Raw genomic sequence first — 17,219 nt, forward strand, 5'->3', positions numbered from 1 at the left:
CATGCGTCAAATTTTTCTGGATACCGAGACCACCGGCTTGTATGCCGACAACGGGGACCGTATTGTCGAAATTGGTTGTGTCGAGTTATTGAACCGCAAACTGACCGGCAACAACAAGCATTTTTATCTCAATCCCGGGCGCGATAGCCACGAGGAAGCACTCAAGGTGCATGGACTCAGCAGCGAATTCTTAAGCGACAAGCCGGCTTTCGAGGTGGTGGCGGACGATCTGCTGGAGTACCTGCGGGGCGCTGAAATCATCATCCATAACGCGCCGTTCGACGTCGGTTTCCTGAACCGGGAACTGGCGCTGCTGGGTCGCCCCCTGTTCCAGGAATTCGTGCTCAGCGTGACCGACACGCTGGTCATGGCCAAGGAAATGTTTCCCGGCAAGCGCAATTCGCTCGATGCGCTGTGCGCGCGCCTGGGGGTTGACAATTCCGGGCGCACCCTGCACGGGGCACTGCTGGATGCCGAATTGCTGGCCGAGGTCTACATCAACCTGACGCGCGGCCAGGAAACGCTGCAGATCGATGTCGGGTCGGTCCAAAGCGCAGGTCCCAGTGTTGTGTCGGTTGACCTGCGGTCCTACGAGTTGCCGGTGCTGTGCGCCAACGAGCAGGAGATCGCCGCCCATGACGAGGTCCTCCAGCAACTCGATAAAGCCAGCGGTGGCAAAACGGTATGGCGTTTATCGGCCTGAAAATAAGGCATAATCCAACGCTTTCCTGAAACGAATTCAGGGCGGTTAGCTCAGGGGTAGAGCACTGCATTCACACTGCAGGGGTCGCAAGTTCGAAACTTGCACTGCCCACCATCAATTGGTGACTAAGAAAAGCCCGCAAGTCTTGGCGACTGCGGGCTTTTTTGACGAGGGTGAGTCATGGATCAGGTCGACTGCGTTGTCATCGGCGCCGGTGTCGTCGGGCTGGCGGTGGCGCGCGCGCTGGCGCTTCATGGGCGCGAAGTCATGGTGCTGGAAGCGGCCGCTGCCATCGGCACCGGGACCAGTTCGCGCAACAGCGAAGTGATTCACGCCGGCATCTATTACGCCCCAGGCTCTCTCAAGGCACGTCTGTGCGTGGCGGGCAAGCGCATGCTGTACGACTACTGCGTCGAGCGCGGCATTGGCCACCGGCGTTGCGGCAAGCTGCTGGTGGCAACGGCGCCGGAGCAGTTACCGCAGTTGCAAGGCATCGTGGCACGGGCCGTCGCCAATGGCGTCCATGATCTGGAACGGCTGAGCGCCGCGCAAGCCCGCGCCATGGAGCCGGCCCTGTCCTGCGAGGCGGCACTCTACTCACCCAGCACCGGCATTGTCGACAGCCACGCCCTGATGCTGGCCTTGCAAGGTGATGTCGAGAACGCCGCCGGCATGGTGGTCGTCAATGCACCGGTGCAACAAGCCAGGTGCACCCCATCTGCCATTGAGGTGACGACCCAGGACGGCACCCGCCTGCTGGCCAAAACAGTGGTCAACGCGGCTGGCTTGCAGGCACCTGCGCTGGCATCCCGCTTCCAGGGACTCGACCCGCGCCATGTGCCGCGGGCCTATTTTGCCAAGGGCAACTACTTCACCCTGGCCGGGCGTGCGCCGTTTTCGCGCCTGATCTATCCGGTGCCGCAAGCGGCCGGTCTGGGCGTGCACCTGACGCTGGACCTGGGCGGTCAGGCCAAGTTCGGGCCGGATGTGGAGTGGGTGGCTTCGGCCGACGATCTGACAGTGGACGCGGCGCGCGGTGACGCGTTTTACGCCGAGGTGCGCAAGTACTGGCCTGCGCTTCAGGATGGCGCCTTGCTGGCGGGCTATGCCGGCATCCGCCCCAAGATTCACGCACCCGACGAGGCGGCCTGTGACTTCATGATCCAGGGACCGACCGAGCACGGCGTGCCGGGTCTGGTCAACCTGTTTGGCATCGAATCGCCGGGCCTGACCAGCGCGCTGGCGATTGGCGAAATGGTGGCCGAATTGCTTGAGCGCAGATAGACCTCGGGCGCACCACGAACGCAGCTATTTCCGATACGCCTTGATCGCCAGCGCTGCATGCTTGACGAGTTGCGGCCCCTGGTAAATCAGCCCCGTGTAGATCTGCACCAGATCGGCACCGGCCCTGATTTTGCTGACGGCATCTTCGGCGCTCATGATGCCGCCCACGCCGATGATGGGGAAGTCCGGTCCCAGCGCGCTGCGCAGTTGCGTGATGACGCGGTTACTCAGGGCCAGCAGCGGGGCGCCTGACAGTCCGCCGCTCTCCTGGGCGTGTGCTTGTCCCCGCACCGCGTCGCGGCTGAGGGTGGTGTTGGTGGCGATCACGCCGTCCATGCCGTGGCGTTTCAGCGCGTCGGCAATCGCACCGACTTGGGGCCGATCCAGGTCCGGCGCGATTTTGAGGAACAAGGGTCTGCGCTTGCCATGCTGCCGGGTCAGTATTTCGCGGCGTTGGGCCAGGGCACCCAATAGGCCGTCAAGCGCTGCGTCACCTTGCAGCGAGCGCAAGTTTCGGGTGTTGGGGCTGGAGATGTTGATGCTGACATAGTCGGCGTAAGGGTAGACGCCGTCCAGGCCGGTCAGATAGTCGTCGGTGGCGCGTTCTATCGGCGTGGCGGCGTTCTTGCCGATGTTGAGTCCCAACAGCATGGGTGCTGCTGTCGGGGCCGCTCCCGATTTGAGCGCAGCGGCGCCCTGGCGCTGCCGGTACAGGGCCGAGCGTTTGACGTTGGCTATGAAAGCGTCCAGCCCTTCATTGTTGAAGCCGAACCGGTTGATCAGGGCGTGCGCCTGGGGCAGGCGAAACAGGCGCGGCTTCGGGTTACCGTCTTGCGCCAAGGGGGTGACGGTGCCGACTTCGACAAAACCGAAACCGATGGCGCCGAAGCCGTCGATGCAGCGTGCGTTCTTGTCCAGCCCGGCGGCCAGCCCGACCCGGTTCGGAAAGCTCAAACCGGCCAACTCAATGGGGTCGCTGACCCGCTGCGCGCCATACGCCCATTGCAGCGGGGTGCCTTGCGTGCCGGCCAGGGCATGGATCGTCAACTCGTGCGCCGTCTCCGGATCCAGGCTAAATAAAAACCGGCGGGCGAGGGTGTAGGGGACCAGAGACATTGGATAATTCCTGCAAAGTATTTTTCTAACCCAGCCGATTTTCCCAGATGACCTCTACCCAGCCCCCCGCAAGCGCCGCGATGTCGCAAGACGAACTCAAAACCCTGGTCGGGCAAGCTGCCCTGAGCTTCATCGTGCCGGGTGAGATTGTCGGTGTCGGCTCCGGCTCCACCGTCAACAAGTTCATTGCCGCACTGGCTTCCATGAAAGATCAAATCAGGGGTGCGGTGTCGAGTTCGCTGGCCAGTACCGAGCGTCTGCGGGCCTTGGGCATTCAAGTCTTCGACTCGAACGAGGTTGATCGCTTGTCGGTCTACATCGATGGCGCGGACGAGATCGACCACCAGGGCCATATGATCAAGGGCGGCGGTGCGGCACTGACGCGCGAGAAGATCGTGGCCGCCCTGTCAAGCAAATTTGTCTGCATCGTGGACGAATCGAAACTGGTTCAGACGCTGGGCAAGTTTCCGCTGCCGGTGGAAATCATCCCCATGGCCCGGCGGCGCATAACGCAGCAGTTCGAGGCGCTCGGTGGACGGGTCCAGGTGCGCCTGAAAGGCGGTCAGCCCCTGGTCACCGACAACGGCCAGATCATCCTGGATGTGAGCGGCTTGCAGATTGCCGATCCGCGCGCTTTCGAATTGGAGATCAGTCAGTGGCCAGGGGTCGTGACGGTGGGCGTCTTTGCCTTCCAGAAGGCCCAGGTCTGCCTGTTGGGCACCGCCAGCGGCGTCAAGACCATGACTTTCTGAAGCCTTGCGAGACAGACCAAGGCTACAGGAGCGAAGCGAGTGAGCTTGCTCTGTCCCCAACACGAAACGGGATGTCGGAGCCCACCTTGCGGGACAGATCTTTAGCTCTGTCCCCAACCGTTCAGAATCTGATACCGGCTGGATTGGCCGGGGTGGTGGCCGGAGGCTGGTTGGTTTCCACCGGCGCCGGCTGCGCCGGTGCTTCATCCGGCTTGGCGGCCGGGGCCGCTTTTTGCAGCACCACCAGCGGTGTGGCTGGGGGCGCGCGGTAACCGGCGGGCAACAGCGACGTCTTCGGGTATCCCGCAGCGTCCAGAAACTGGGTCCACTCGGAATCGGAAAAACCCTTGATCTGCTGGCTGCCGATGGTCAACAAGGGCAGCGAACTGGCACCGCTGATGCGCTGTAGCGCTTCGGAATCCTCGGTCGTTGTCACAGTTCTTTCTGAAAACGGAATACCGCGCCGGCTCAGCAGTTCGCGGCCCAGGGCACAGGGTGAACAGCCGTCCGATGTGTACAGCGTCACCGGGAATTTGCCGGCGACCTGGCGCAACTCCAGAGGCAACACGGCCGCCGCCGGGCTCATCGGTCGGCCCCCGGCCCCCAAGACCGTGGCATTGTCGGCCACCGTCGGCGGCTTGTCCGAGAAGGTGACGCGTCCATCCGCGCCCACGATACGGTAGATGGTCTGGGCTGGCGCTGGGCCAGTCAGCAGCAGCGTGGCAATAGCCACGGCCGCAGCCAGGGCGGCCTTGACGGCGAGGCTGGCTGACCTGCCGGGATGGCTTGCGATTTTCAAATTGAACCTCTTCACTTTTGTCCGGCCATGCCTTGATGTCGCAACAAGGCATCCAGCGTGGGCTCCCGCCCACGAAAAGCCTTGAACGACTCCATGGCCGGGCGACTGCCACCCGCTTCCAGAATGGCGTGCCGGTATTTTCTACCGGTTTGCACATTCGGTAAACCTTCTTTACCCATTGTTTCCTCAAAGGCGGCATAGGCATCGGCACTCAGCACTTCAGCCCATTTGTAGCTGTAATAACCGGCCGCATAACCACCGGCAAAAATATGGCTGAAGGTGTGCGCGCTGCGGCTCCACGTCGGTGCTGGCAGCACCGCCACTTCGGAGCGAACCTGGGTCAACAGAGGCATCAGGTCCAACGCCGGATCGTGGACCGTATGCAGCAGCATGTCGAACAGCGAAAACTCGATTTGGCGCAGGGTTTGCAGGCCACTCTGGAAGTTCTTGGCGGCCAGCATTTTGTCGAACAACGCGCGCGGCAGCGGCTCTCCGGTGTCCACATGCGCCGTCATGTGGCGCAGCACGTCCCATTCCCAGCAGAAGTTCTCCATGAACTGGCTAGGCAACTCCACCGCGTCCCACTCGACGCCGTTGATGCCCGACACGTCGCGCTCGCTCACTTGCGTCAGCAGGATGTGCAGGCCGTGGCCAAATTCGTGAAACAAGGTGATGACATCGTCATGCGTCAGCAAGGCCGGCTTGCCGTCCACGCCTTCGGCAAAGTTGCACACCAGATGCGCCACCGGCGTCTGCAATTGCTGCGTATCCGGGCGCAGCCAGCGGGTGCGTACGTCGTCCGCCCAGGCGCCACCGCGTTTGCCGGTGCGGGCCGATGGATCGAGGTAGAACTGTCCCACCAGAACGCCGGCGCGCTCTATCCGGTAGAACTCGACACCAGGGTTCCAGGCCGGGGCACTGTCTTGCCGGATGCTGACGTCGAACAAGGTTTCGACGATCTTGAACAAGCCGGCCAACACCTTGGGCGCCGTGAAATACTGTTTCACTTCCTGCTCGCTGAAGGCGTAACGGGCCTCCTTCAGTTTTTCGCTCACATAAGGCCAGTCCCAGGGCTGCGGGTCGGGCAGTTCCAGATGCTGCGCGGCATAGGCGCGCAGATCAGCCAGGTCCTGCTCGGCGAAGGGCCGCGCCCGGCTCGCCAGATCACGCAGAAAGGTGATCACATGCTGCGGCGACTGGGCCATTTTGGGTACCAACGAGAGCTCGCCAAAGTTGCGGTAACCCAGTAACGTGGCTTCTTCCAGACGCAAGGACAGCAGTTCGCTCATCAAGGCCGAGTTGTCGAACTTCGTGTTCTCGGCGTCGGCCTGATCGGAGGCGCGCGTGACGTAGGCGCGGTACAACTTCTGGCGCAGGGTGCTGCTGTCGGCAAACTGCATCACCGGCAGGTAGCAGGGCATTTTGAGCGTCAGCTTGTAGCCTTCCTTGCCTTCCGCCTGGGCCAGGGCCAGGGCGGTTTGCTGGACGTCGTGCGGCACACCAGTCAACTCCGAGGCAGCGGCGTAGTAGGCGAAAGCGTCGGTCGCATCGAGTGCGTTCTCACTGAACTTCTGGCTCAAATCGGCCTGGCGTTCCTGAATGGCGGCAAAGCGCTCGCGCTGGGCGCCCACCAGTTCGGCGCCGCCCAGCACAAAATTGCGGATGGCATTTTTGTGCGCCTGGCGTTGTTCCAGGTTCAGAGTCGACGGATCGATGGCCTTGTATTTGGCATACAGCCGCTCGTCAGCGCCCAGGCGGGTGGAAAACTCGGTCACCCTGGGCAAGGCTTCGTTGTACGCGGCACGCAACTCGGGCGTGTCGGCGACGCTGTTCAAGTGGCTCACCGCGTTCCAGGCACGCCCCAACTTTTCGGTGGCGACGTCCAGTACGCCGGCAATAGCGCTCCAGCGCGCTGGAAATTCGACGGCGGTGACGGTCTCCAGCGCGGCGCTGGCGTCCAGTAACAACTGGTCAACGGCGCTGGCCACGTGTTCGGGCTTGATTTGGTCAAAAAGTGGCAGATCGTCGAAGCAGAGCAGGGGATTGGTCATGGATCAGAATTTGTGGGGCAGAGCCGGTTCTAGCAAGGTCTTTAGGTGGTGGTGCGTTCGGCGGCTTCAAGGGTGTTGACCAGCAGCATGGTGATGGTCATGGGGCCGACACCACCGGGCACCGGGGTAATGAAGCTGGCCACCTCTTTCACGCCGGCAAAGTCCACATCGCCACACAGTTTCCCTTCATCGTTGCGGTTCATGCCGACGTCGATCACGATGGCACCGGGCTTGACCATGTCGGCCGTCACCACATTGCGCTTGCCCACGGCGGCCACGATGACGTCGGCCTGGCGCGTGTGGTGGCCCATGTCTTGGGTGGCGCTGTGGCAGATGGTGACCGTCGCATTGGCTTGCAGCAGCAACAGCGCCATCGGCTTGCCGACCGTGTTGCTGCGGCCTATCACCACCGCGTGCTTGCCGCGCAAATCGGTGCCGGTGCTCTCTATCATCTTCATGCAGCCATAAGGCGTGCAGGGCCGAAAACCGGGTGCCCCGGTCATCAATTCGCCAGCGCTCAGGGTGGCGTAGCCGTCGACGTCCTTGGTGACGGAAATGGCCTCGATCACCTTGTGCGGGTTGATGTGCTTGGGCAGGGGCATCTGGACCAGAATGCCGTGCACCGTGGGATCGGCATTGAGCGCCGCGATGCGCGCCAGCAGAGCCGCTTCGGACAGACTGGCATCGTATTTTTCAAATACCGAGCGCACGCCGGTATCGGCACAGCCCTTGACCTTGTTGCGCACATAAACGGCGCTGGCGGGGTCCTCGCCGACCAGGATAACGGCCAGTCCGGGTGTCACGCCGCGCGCCTTGAGTGCCAGGACGCGGCGGCCGACGTCGGCGCGAAGTTGCGCCGAGAGGGCGATGCCATCGATGATCCGGCCGTATTTTTGAGTTGTCATGATTGCTGTTCCATAAGTAAAAACGCCCGCTGGTCTGGTCGGGCGGGCGTCGGTGGCGTTAAACCTGAGACATTGCGGGACAGACCAAGAATTACGTCGAAATTTTGCGCTGTCCTCAATTGATTGGATGGTTCAAGCTTTCGCGGTTTGTCCCAAGGCAATTTTAAGAAGATCGGCCACGGTGTTGGCGTTGAGCTTTTCCATGATGTTGGCGCGGTGCGCCTCCACCGTTTTGATGCTGATGCCAAGGTCGTCGGCAATCTGTTTGTTCAGGCGCCCGGCCACGATGCGCTCCAGCACCTGCGCTTCGCGCAGTGTCAGGCGTGCCATCAGGGCGCCCCGGTTGGCGGCACTCTGGTGCTCGGCGAAAGTGTCCTTGGCCTGGTCCAGCATGCGCTCCACCAGCGCCACCAGTTGATCTTCCTTGAACGGCTTCTGGATAAAGTCCATGGCGCCCTTCTTCATCGTGTCAACCGCCATCGGCACGTCGCCATGGCCGGTGATGAAGACAATGGGTAGCGGTGAGCGGGCCTCGATCAGGCGGTTCTGCAACTCCAGGCCGGTCATGCCGCCCATCCGGATGTCGACAATCAGGCAAGCGACCTCACGCGCGTCGTAACGGCTTAAAAATGACTCTGCGGACTCAAAGCAGCGAACCCGGTATTCCTTGCCCTCCAGCAGCCATTGAAGCGAATCGCGTACCGCCTCATCGTCATCGACCACGTAAATCGTGCCCTTTTTCGGTATCAAACTCATGCTTTATCCCGGCTTTACCCTGGCGTCCTTGGTTGTTTGAGCGGTGCCGACGGTCGGCAGGGATTCCGTCACCGGAATCCAGAACGAGAAACAGCACCCCGTTACCTGGGCGCCATTGTAGATGTTCTCGGCTTTCATCCGACCCAGGTGCGATTCTACGATTGAGCGGCACAGACTCAGGCCGATACCCATGCCGTCAGCCTTGGTGGAATAAAAGGATTCATAGAGCCGCGCCATCACTTCCGGCGCCAGTCCCTGGCCGGAATCGATGACCATGAACTCGACCGCCGGCTTGTCGTTGACCTGGGTCGGCACCACCCGCAACCTGACGCTGCGTTGCGCCGTCGGTCGTTGCGCCGAGTCGATCGAATCGGCCGCATTTTTCAGCAGGTTGACCAGCACCTGTTCGATCAGAATCGGGTCCACCAGCAAGGCCGGTATGCGGGGCGCCACATAGTGGGTCAGCCGTACATTGCGGCGGCGCATTTCTATTTCGGCCAGTTCAAGCGCTTCGTCCACCATGGCGGCGACCTCCGACAGCGAGCGATTGGGCTCGCTGCGTTTGACGAAGGAGCGAATGCGCTGAATGATCTGACCGGCGCGCTGCGCCTGTTTGGCGGTTTTTTCCAGCGCGCTGAGTAAATCCTCTTCGCTGATTTGCTGACCCTTGATGCGCGACACCATGCCGTTGCAGTAGTTGTTGATGGCCGTCAGCGGCTGGTTGAGTTCATGCGCGACGCTGGAGGCCATTTCGCCCATGGTGATCAGGCGGCTGGCGGTCTGGGCGCGTTCGGTTTGGGCGGCCGCCTGGGCTTCGGCGATGCGGCGGGCCGTGATGTCGGTGGCGATCACCATTTGCGCCAGGCGGCCGTCGACCCAGCTCAGATAACGGGTGCGTACCTCCAGCCATTTGCCCAGGGCATCCAGATAGACCTCGGAACTCTCGGCTTCGGTATCGGGCAGCGAGTCGGTGGGCAGGCCGGCGAAGGCGTCCACGTTGTCCAGCGATTCGTCGCTGGGCGGGGTCACCGGCACGCCGGCTTCGGCCACCAGTTGCAGATGCCCGCCGGCTTGCGTGCCGAACCACAGGCGGTACAGCTTGTTGGCAAACAGCAGCTCGTCGCTGCCCAGCGGGGCCACCGAGATTGATGCATCGAGTGCTTCGAGTACCGTGGTAAAGCGCTCGTGCGAGGCTGATAACTGGTCCCGAATCCGGTTCGGTTCGGTGATGTCGGTCATCGACGTCATCCAGCCGGTTTGCACGCCATGCGCATCGATCAAGGGCGAGACGTAGAGCCGGGCGTCGAACAGCGTGCCGTTCTTGCGCTTGACGCGGAACTGGATGCCGCTGGCCAGGACTTTGCCGGCCAGTTCTTCTTCCAGCCGGGCGTTCAGCGAATCAAGATCGGCTTCAGGCCAATACGGGAAGGGCGCCGTGCGGCCCACCAGATCGGACTCGTTCCAGCCCGTCATCTGGCAAAAAGCCGCATTCACGTAGGTGATGCGACCTTGCAGATCAAGCGCCCGCATGCCGGTCAACATGGAATTTTCCATGGCTCGGCGGAACACGGTTTCCGACACCAGGGCTTGCTGCGCTTGCATGCGCCGGCGCGTATGGCGCCAGTTGGCGATCAGCATCCAGGCCGTCATGGCGCTCAGTGCCGTTACCAGCCAGAACAGCCCACTGCCGATCACGCCCAAGGAGGTCCGATAGGCCTGGCCGCGTATCACCAGGCCGTTGCCGACCGGCGATACCGGCACCTCATAGACGTTGGCCGGGTTGTCCCACGGCAGCAAGCGGGCCGCCGGGTTGCGCGCCGGGATGCTCATGCCCGCCAGCAAACCGCCCTTGGCGTCATGGAACGAGACTGCATAGCGGGCCGACACCTCAGCCGGCACACCGTAGCGGAACAAGCCGTCGACCGAATATTCGGCCAGCAAAACGCCGGCAAAGCGGGCGCCTTCGCTCAAGGGGATGTGCAGTTGCAGCGTGGCCGAATTGTCCGGTGCGGCGGAGCGCTGCGCGTAGATCGGCTGTTGCAGGTCGCGCGCCAGACTGTAGGCGCTTTCGGTTTCGCCCATATGGAGCGTGCTGCCCACGGTCTTGAGCTGGTTGTTGGACAGGCTGGCGGTGCCGACGCTGGCTTTGATGCGCTTGCGCTCGTCGATCCAGCTCAGGCTTTGCAACTCGGGGTAGCGATTGATCAGGGTCTCGGCCCGGCCCTGGAAATCATCGGCATCGAGCTCGCGATTGGATACCTCGCGAGCCACCCGCATCAACTGCTCCTGGCGTTCCAGCAAGCGCAGACGCAGGCGCTGCTGCGTGTATTCGACGTCGCGCCGGACCGCTTCCTGTTCCCGGTCGATTTCTTCCAGCCGCAAATAGCCGAACGCGGCCACGATGGCCGCCAGAAACAGCAACACCGCGGCCAGCGGCGCCAGCATCGCAAAACGATCCTGCCGTTGCGGCGTCAAGCGGCGCCACCAGCCCTGCAGGCGCGCCAAGGGCGGCAGGTTCATGGGATTGGGCAGGGCGGTTGGACGCGGCAATGGCATGGCCTGAAGTGTAGGGGAGGTACTGCCTGGATGCGTGGACAGCAGACTCGTGGTGCTGAATGTATATCGCATTACAAAATTCAATCGCACGACACGGAATATTTTGGCAAATATGAGAGAATTGCCAAACTGCACTAAATTACGCAAAACCCAGGAGACGAGTATGTCAGCAGTTCCCGAATTCTTTCCCGGCGCCGGCGCGCCTGACGCGGATGTCCAGGAGACCCGTGAGTGGACGGACGCCCTGTCCGCCGTGATCCAGAGCGAGGGGCCGCAGCGCGCCCACTTTCTGCTGGAGCAACTGCTGGAGCACGCGCGCCAGAGCAGCATCGACATGCCGTTTTCGGCCAATACGGCCTACGTCAACACGATTGCCCCGGACCAGGAAGAGCGCTGCCCCGGCAATATCGAAATAGAGGAGCGCTTGCGCGCCTACATGCGCTGGAATGCGATGGCCATGGTGGTCAAGGCCAATCGCCATCATCCGGTCGACGGCGGCGATCTGGGCGGCCACATCGGCTCGTTCGCGTCGCTGGCCCACATGTTTGGCGCCGGTTTCAACCATTTTTGGCACGCCGAGAGCGAAAACCACGGTGGCGACTGCCTCTACATTCAAGGCCATGTGGCACCCGGCGTCTATGCCCGCGCCTATATGGAAGGGCGCCTGACGGAGGAGCAACTGCTCAACTTCCGCCAGGAAGTGGGCGGCAAAGGTCTGTCCAGCTACCCGCACCCCAAGCTGATGCCCGAGTTCTGGCAGTTTCCGACCGTCTCGATGGGCCTGGGGCCGCTGATGGCCATTTACCAGGCGCGCTTCCTGAAGTACCTGCATGCGCGCGGCATTGCCGACACAGCGAACCGCAAGGTCTGGGTCTTTTGCGGCGACGGCGAGATGGACGAGGTCGAAAGCCGCGGCGCCATCGGGCTGGCGGCGCGCGAGAAACTCGACAACCTGATCTTTGTCATCAACTGCAACTTGCAGCGCCTTGACGGCCCGGTGCGCGGCAACGGCAAGATCATCCAGGAACTCGAAGGCGAGTTCCGCGGCGCCGGCTGGAACGTCATCAAGCTGATGTGGGGCAGCGACTGGGACCCCTTGCTGGCGCGCGACAAGGACGGTGCCTTGCGCAAGCTGATGATGGACACGCTGGATGGCGACTACCAGTCCTTCAAGGCCAACGACGGCGCCTACGTACGCCAGCACTTCTTCGGCCGCGACCCGAAGACGCTGGAGATGGTGGCGCACATGAGCGACGACGAGATCTGGGCCTTGCGCCGCGGCGGCCACGACCCGAAGAAGGTCTATGCCGCCTACCACGCCGCCGTCAAGCATGTGGGTCAGCCGACCGTGCTGCTGATCAAGACCGTCAAGGGCTTCGGCATGGGCAAGAGCGGCGAGGGCAAGAACAATGTGCACCAGACCAAGAAGCTGACCGACGAAGACATCAAGATCTTCCGCGACCGCTTCAACATCCCGGTGCCCGACAGCCAGATTGCTGACATCCCGTTTTACAAACCGGCCGACGACACGCCCGAGATGCGTTATCTGCACGAGCGGCGCCAGGCGCTGGGCGGCTACCTGCCGCACCGCCGGACCAAGGCCGACGAGCAATTTACCGTGCCGGCGTTGGAGATCTTCAAGTCGGTGATGGATGCCACGGCGCCCGGCCGCGAGATCTCCACCACGCAGGCTTACGTACGCTTCCTGACCACCTTGCTGCGCGACCAGGCGCTGGGTCCGCGGGTGGTGCCCATCCTGGTTGACGAGGCGCGCACCTTCGGCATGGAAGGGCTGTTCCGGCAGATCGGCATTTACAACCCGGACGGTCAGAAATACACGCCGGTCGACAAAGACCAGGTGATGTACTACCGGGAAGACAAGCAGGGCCAGATTCTGCAAGAGGGCATCAACGAAGCCGGTGGTATGAGCAGCTGGATTGCCGCGGCCACCAGCTACAGCACCAACAACCGCATCATGCTGCCGTTCTACGTCTACTACTCGATGTTCGGCTTCCAGCGCATCGGCGACCTGGCCTGGGCCGCCGGCGACATGCAGGCGCGCGGCTTTCTGCTGGGCGGCACTTCCGGGCGCACCACGCTCAATGGCGAGGGCCTGCAACACGAGGACGGCCACAGCCATATCCTGGCCGGCACCATTCCGAACTGCGTCAGCTACGACCCGACGTTCGCGCACGAGGTCGGCGTCATCCTGCACCATGGCTTGAAGCGCATGGTCGAAAAGCAGGACAACGTGTTTTACTACCTCACGCTGCTGAACGAAAACTACCCCATGCCGGGCTTGATTGCCGGCACCGAAGCGCAGATCATCAAAGGCATGTACCTGTGCAAGGAAGGCGTCAACGCGCTGTTGACGGGTTCCGCCGCGCCGCGTGTGCAGTTGCTGGGCTCCGGCACCATCCTGCGCGAATCGATTGCGGCGCAGGACTTGCTGGCGAAAGACTGGGGAGTCGTGGCCGACGTCTGGAGCTGCCCCAGTTTCAACGAACTGGCGCGTGACGGGCAGGACTGCGAGCGCCACAACCTGCTGCACCCGGAGGCGGCCCCGCGTCTGCCGTTTGTTGCCCAACAGCTGGAAAAACATGCCGGCCCGGTGGTCGCGGCGACCGACTACATCAAGGCTTATGCGGAGCAGATTCGCGCCTTCATTCCGAAAGGGCGCAGCTACAAGGCGCTGGGTACCGATGGTTTCGGCCGCAGCGATTTCAGGTCCAAATTGCGCGAGCATTTCGAGATCAATCGGCACTACATCGTGGTGGCTGCCCTCAAGGCCTTGAGCGAGGACGGCAAGCTGCCGCAGGCCAAAGTGTCGGAAGCGATTCGCCGCTACGGCATTCAGACCAACAAGGTCAATCCACTGAACGCCTGAAAGAACGTCTTCGTCGTGACCGTCATGCCGGGCTCGATCCGGCATCCATGGATTGCGGGGCAGGCCCGCAATGACAGTCTGGCGATCTGCAAATAATGAGGAGATAAGCATGTCTTTTATAGAAATCAAAGTGCCTGACATCGGCGACTTCAAGGATGTCACCGTGATCGAAATCATGGTCAAGCCGGGCGACAGCATCCGGCTGGAACAGTCGCTGGTCACGGTGGAATCCGACAAGGCGGCGATGGAGATTCCGTCCAGCCACGCCGGTGTTTTGAAAGAACTCAAGATCAAGCTGGGCGACAAGGTCAATGTTGGCGACCTGCTGGCGATCGTGGAGGGGGACGCTGCGGCCAGCGCTGTGCCGGCGACTCCCGCGGTGCCGGCCGCCGCACCCGTTGCCGTGGCGGCGCCGGAAGTCGTGGCGACTGCCCCTGCGCCGGCGGCCGCTGTTGCCCCGGCAAGCGCGCTGGCAGCTCCGGCGCTGCCGGCGCACAACCCCAGCGCGCCACAGGGTCAACTGCCGCATGCCTCGCCCTCGGTGCGCAAGTTTGCCCGCGAATTGGGTGTGCCCTTGAACGAGGTCAAGGGCACCGGTCTGAAAGGCCGCATCACCGACGCCGACGTTCAATCCTTCACCCGCTCCGTCATGAGCGGTGCCGTGCAGACGGCGGCGATCGCGGCACAGGGCAAGAGCGCTGCCGCCAGTGATGGCGCCGGTCTGGGGCTGATCCCCTGGCCCGTCGTGGACTTCGCTAAGTTCGGCCCGATAGAGCGCAAGGACCGGCCGCGCATCAAGAAGATCAGCGCCGCCAACCTGCACCGCAACTGGGTCATGATTCCGCACGTCACCAACCATGACGACGCCGACATCACCGATCTGGAAGCCTTCCGCGTCGCCACCAACAAGGAAAACGAAAAGAGCGGCATCAAGGTCACCATGCTGGCCTTTTTGATCAAGGCCTGCGTCGCGGCGCTGAAGAAGTTTCCCGAGTTCAACGCCAGCATCGACGGCGACCAATTGGTGCTCAAGCAGTATTTCCACATCGGCTTTGCCGCCGATACGCCCAACGGTTTGATGGTGCCGGTGATCAAGGACGCCGACAAGAAAGGCATCTTCCAGATCTCGCAGGAGATGAGCGAACTGGCCAAGAAGGCGCGTGATGGCAAGTTGAGTCCGGCCGAGATGTCGGGTGCTGGCTTTACCATCTCCAGCCTGGGTGGCATTGGTGGGCGCTATTTCACGCCCATCATCAACGCGCCCGAGGTGGCGATTCTGGGGGTTTGCAAGTCGACCATGACGCCGGTGTGGGACGGCAAGGCATTCCAGCCGCGGCTGATGTTGCCGCTGAGCTTGAGCTGGGACCATCGCGTCATCGACGGCGCCGGCGCGGCCCGCTTCAACGTTTATCTGAGCCAGATCCTGGGCGATTTCCGTCGCGTCTTGCTCTGAGCCGTGGCAGTCCCAAGGACACTGTCTGTCATGCCGGACTCGAACCGGCATCCATGTATCTTGCGTGAACAGGAATAGCAAAATGTCATTCATAGAAATCAAGGTCCCCGACATCGGTGATTTCGCCGAAGTCACCGTCATCGAACTCATGGTCAAGGTCGGCGACACGGTCAAGCCGGAGCAGAGCCTGATCACCGTGGAGAGCGACAAGGCATCCATGGAAATCCCTTCCAGCCATGGCGGCGTGGTGAAAGAGCTCAAGGTCAAGCTGGGCGACAAGGTGAAAGAAGGTTCTTTGGTCTTGCTGCTTGAAAGCAGCGAGACGAGTTCCTCGTCCGCGCAAGTCGGCTCACCGCCACCCCAACCCTCCGCCTCGCCGGCGGAGAGCTCGAAAGCCCCCGTCGCCGCCGCGGTGTCGACTGCCAGCACGCCGGCCCCTGCCGCCACCACTTTTGCCGGCGCCGCCGATCTGGACTGCGACCTGCTGGTGCTGGGTGCCGGCCCCGGTGGTTACTCCGCGGCCTTCCGTGCCGCTGACCTGGGCCTCAAAGTCGTGCTGGTGGAGCGCTATGCGCAACTCGGTGGGGTCTGCCTGAACGTCGGTTGTATCCCCAGCAAGGCTTTGCTGCATGTTGCGTCGGTGATGGACGAAGTCAGCCACATGGCAGCACTGGGCGTCGATTTCGGGGCGCCCGTGGTCAACGTCGACAAGCTGCGCGGTCACAAGGAAAAAGTCGTCTCCAAGCTCACCGGCGGCTTGGCTGCGATGGCCAAGATGCGCAAGGTGATGGTGCTGCGCGGCTACGGCGCTTTTGTCGGCGCCAACCATGTGCAGGTCGAAGAGACCAGCGGTACGGCACAAGAGAAAACCGGCAAGACGCAAACCATTGCTTTCAAAAACTGCATCATTGCTGCCGGCAGCCAGGCAGTGCGCCTGCCCTTCATGCCGGAAGATCCGCGCGTGGTGGACAGCACCGGCGCGCTGGCCCTGAAGGAAGTTCCCAAGCGCATGTTGATCCTGGGCGGCGGCATCATCGGTCTGGAAATGGGCACCGTCTACAGCACGCTGGGTGCGCGGCTGGACGTGGTCGAAATGCTGGATGGCTTGATGCAGGGTGCCGACCGCGACCTGGTCAAGGTCTGGCAGAAGATGAACGCGCCACGCTTCGACAACATCATGCTCAAAACCAAAACGGTGGGCGCCAAGGCTACGCCCGAAGGCATTGAGGTCACGTTTGCGTCAGCGGAGGAAGGTGGCAAGGCGCCCGCGCCGCAGACCTACGACCTGGTGTTGCAAGCGGTGGGCCGCACGCCCAACGGCAAGAAGATTGCCGCCGACAAGGCGGGCGTCAGCGTGACGGAGCGCGGCTTTATCCCGGTGAACATCCAGATGCGGACCAATGTGCCGCACATCTTCGCCATCGGCGACATCGTCGGCCAGCCGATGCTGGCGCACAAGGCGGTGCACGAGGCGCATGTGGCAGCCGAAGTGATCGCCGGTGAACTGCAAGGCAACAAGGAACTGGCCAGCGCCGCCTTCAACGCCCGCGTCATCCCCAGCGTCGCCTACACCGACCCCGAGGTGGCCTGGGTCGGCCTGACCGAAGACCAGGCCAAGGCGCAAGGCATCAAAGTGAAAAAGGGCTTGTTCCCCTGGGCTGCCTCCGGCCGTGCCATCGCCAACGGCCGCGACGAAGGCTTTACCAAGCTGCTGTTTGACGACAGCGAGGAAGCCCATGGCCACGGCAAGATACTGGGCGGCGGCATTGTCGGCACCCACGCCGGTGACATGATCGGCGAGATTGCGCTGGCGATCGAAATGGGTGCCGATGCGGTGGACATCGGCAAGACCATTCACCCGCACCCGACCTTGGGCGAGAGCATCGGCATGGCGGCGGAAGTGGCGCACGGCAGTTGCACCGATTTGCCACCGGCGCGCAGGTAGACCCTCCAGCCA

General features: G+C 62.4%; 12 protein-coding genes and 1 tRNA gene. 7 read left to right on the forward strand and 6 right to left on the reverse strand.

From position 1 onward, the window contains the following. Position 1: 1 nt before the first annotated feature. The 3 genes from dnaQ (at position 2) to PHS32_RS13835 (ending at position 1,987) form a co-directional block, all read left to right on the forward strand. A complete protein-coding gene (gene dnaQ, locus PHS32_RS13825) occupies positions 2 to 703 on the forward strand; it encodes a DNA polymerase III subunit epsilon (protein ID WP_301079594.1) in 702 nt (233 codons plus the stop codon). 39 nt (positions 704 to 742) lie between these two features. Continuing rightward, positions 743 to 817: transfer RNA gene (locus PHS32_RS13830), tRNA-Val, on the forward strand. Between the two features lie 66 nt (positions 818 to 883). After that, complete coding sequence (locus tag PHS32_RS13835; RefSeq protein WP_301079595.1) at positions 884 to 1,987, forward strand: NAD(P)/FAD-dependent oxidoreductase; 1,104 nt, start codon at positions 884 to 886, stop codon at positions 1,985 to 1,987. A 24-nt stretch (positions 1,988 to 2,011) separates the two neighbouring features. On the opposite strand, the gene PHS32_RS13840 is transcribed toward PHS32_RS13835, so the two are convergent. After that, positions 2,012 to 3,103 (reverse strand): quinone-dependent dihydroorotate dehydrogenase, encoded by a 1,092-nt coding sequence (locus PHS32_RS13840; protein ID WP_301079596.1) that lies wholly within the window; start codon positions 3,101 to 3,103, stop codon positions 2,012 to 2,014. Between the two features lie 80 nt (positions 3,104 to 3,183). On the opposite strand from PHS32_RS13840, the gene rpiA reads away from it, so the two are divergent. Next, positions 3,184 to 3,855 (forward strand): ribose-5-phosphate isomerase RpiA, encoded by a 672-nt coding sequence (gene rpiA, locus PHS32_RS13845; RefSeq protein ID WP_301079597.1) that lies wholly within the window; start codon positions 3,184 to 3,186, stop codon positions 3,853 to 3,855. Positions 3,856 to 3,976: 121 nt separating this feature from the next. Here rpiA and PHS32_RS13850 read toward each other — a convergent pair whose 3' ends face one another. From PHS32_RS13850 to PHS32_RS13870, 5 genes are all read right to left on the reverse strand, one after another. Continuing rightward, a complete protein-coding gene (locus PHS32_RS13850; RefSeq protein ID WP_301079623.1) occupies positions 3,977 to 4,600 on the reverse strand; it encodes a DUF4124 domain-containing protein in 624 nt (207 codons plus the stop codon). A 65-nt stretch (positions 4,601 to 4,665) separates the two neighbouring features. After that, entirely contained in the window at positions 4,666 to 6,705 is a 2,040-nt protein-coding gene (locus tag PHS32_RS13855; protein WP_301079598.1) for a M3 family metallopeptidase, read from the reverse strand. 41 nt (positions 6,706 to 6,746) lie between these two features. Further along, positions 6,747 to 7,610: a bifunctional methylenetetrahydrofolate dehydrogenase/methenyltetrahydrofolate cyclohydrolase FolD gene (folD, locus tag PHS32_RS13860; RefSeq protein WP_301079599.1), complete on the reverse strand. Its 864-nt coding sequence runs from the start codon at positions 7,608 to 7,610 to the stop codon at positions 6,747 to 6,749. 132 nt (positions 7,611 to 7,742) lie between these two features. Next, positions 7,743 to 8,366: a response regulator gene (locus PHS32_RS13865; RefSeq protein ID WP_301079600.1), complete on the reverse strand. Its 624-nt coding sequence runs from the start codon at positions 8,364 to 8,366 to the stop codon at positions 7,743 to 7,745. Positions 8,367 to 8,369: 3 nt separating this feature from the next. Then, the gene (locus PHS32_RS13870) at positions 8,370 to 10,922 is read right to left on the reverse strand and encodes a PAS domain-containing sensor histidine kinase (RefSeq protein ID WP_301079601.1); all 2,553 of its coding nucleotides are present in this window, start codon (positions 10,920 to 10,922) and stop codon (positions 8,370 to 8,372) included. A gap of 163 nt (positions 10,923 to 11,085) precedes the next feature. Here PHS32_RS13870 and aceE point away from each other — a divergent pair, with 163 nt between their 5' ends. From aceE to lpdA, 3 genes are all read left to right on the forward strand, one after another. Then, on the forward strand, positions 11,086 to 13,809 hold the full coding sequence (aceE, locus tag PHS32_RS13875; RefSeq protein WP_301079602.1) for a pyruvate dehydrogenase (acetyl-transferring), homodimeric type: 2,724 nt from the start codon (positions 11,086 to 11,088) through the stop codon (positions 13,807 to 13,809). Positions 13,810 to 13,879: 70 nt separating this feature from the next. Beyond that, positions 13,880 to 15,262, forward strand: a complete 1,383-nt coding sequence (gene aceF, locus PHS32_RS13880; protein WP_301079603.1) for a dihydrolipoyllysine-residue acetyltransferase — start codon at positions 13,880 to 13,882, stop codon at positions 15,260 to 15,262. A gap of 82 nt (positions 15,263 to 15,344) precedes the next feature. Then, positions 15,345 to 17,207, forward strand: coding sequence for a dihydrolipoyl dehydrogenase (lpdA, locus tag PHS32_RS13885; protein ID WP_301079604.1), 1,863 nt, complete (start codon positions 15,345 to 15,347; stop codon positions 17,205 to 17,207). Positions 17,208 to 17,219 lie beyond the last annotated feature (12 nt).

Origin of the sequence: Rhodoferax sp. (assembly GCF_028714215.1) — a bacterium.
GTDB lineage: Bacteria > Pseudomonadota > Gammaproteobacteria > Burkholderiales > Burkholderiaceae_C > Rhodoferax.

Coding starts and splice junctions, on each gene's coding strand:
- dnaQ (WP_301079594.1), top strand. CDS start 2: ATGCGTCAAATTTTTCTGGATACCGAGACCACCGGCTTGTATGCCGAC.
- PHS32_RS13835 (WP_301079595.1), top strand. CDS start 884: ATGGATCAGGTCGACTGCGTTGTCATCGGCGCCGGTGTCGTCGGGCTG.
- PHS32_RS13840 (WP_301079596.1), bottom strand. CDS start 3,103: ATGTCTCTGGTCCCCTACACCCTCGCCCGCCGGTTTTTATTTAGCCTG.
- rpiA (WP_301079597.1), top strand. CDS start 3,184: ATGTCGCAAGACGAACTCAAAACCCTGGTCGGGCAAGCTGCCCTGAGC.
- PHS32_RS13855 (WP_301079598.1), bottom strand. CDS start 6,705: ATGACCAATCCCCTGCTCTGCTTCGACGATCTGCCACTTTTTGACCAA.
- folD (WP_301079599.1), bottom strand. CDS start 7,610: ATGACAACTCAAAAATACGGCCGGATCATCGATGGCATCGCCCTCTCG.
- PHS32_RS13865 (WP_301079600.1), bottom strand. CDS start 8,366: ATGAGTTTGATACCGAAAAAGGGCACGATTTACGTGGTCGATGACGAT.
- PHS32_RS13870 (WP_301079601.1), bottom strand. CDS start 10,922: ATGCCATTGCCGCGTCCAACCGCCCTGCCCAATCCCATGAACCTGCCG.
- aceE (WP_301079602.1), top strand. CDS start 11,086: ATGTCAGCAGTTCCCGAATTCTTTCCCGGCGCCGGCGCGCCTGACGCG.
- aceF (WP_301079603.1), top strand. CDS start 13,880: ATGACAGTCTGGCGATCTGCAAATAATGAGGAGATAAGCATGTCTTTT.
- lpdA (WP_301079604.1), top strand. CDS start 15,345: ATGTCATTCATAGAAATCAAGGTCCCCGACATCGGTGATTTCGCCGAA.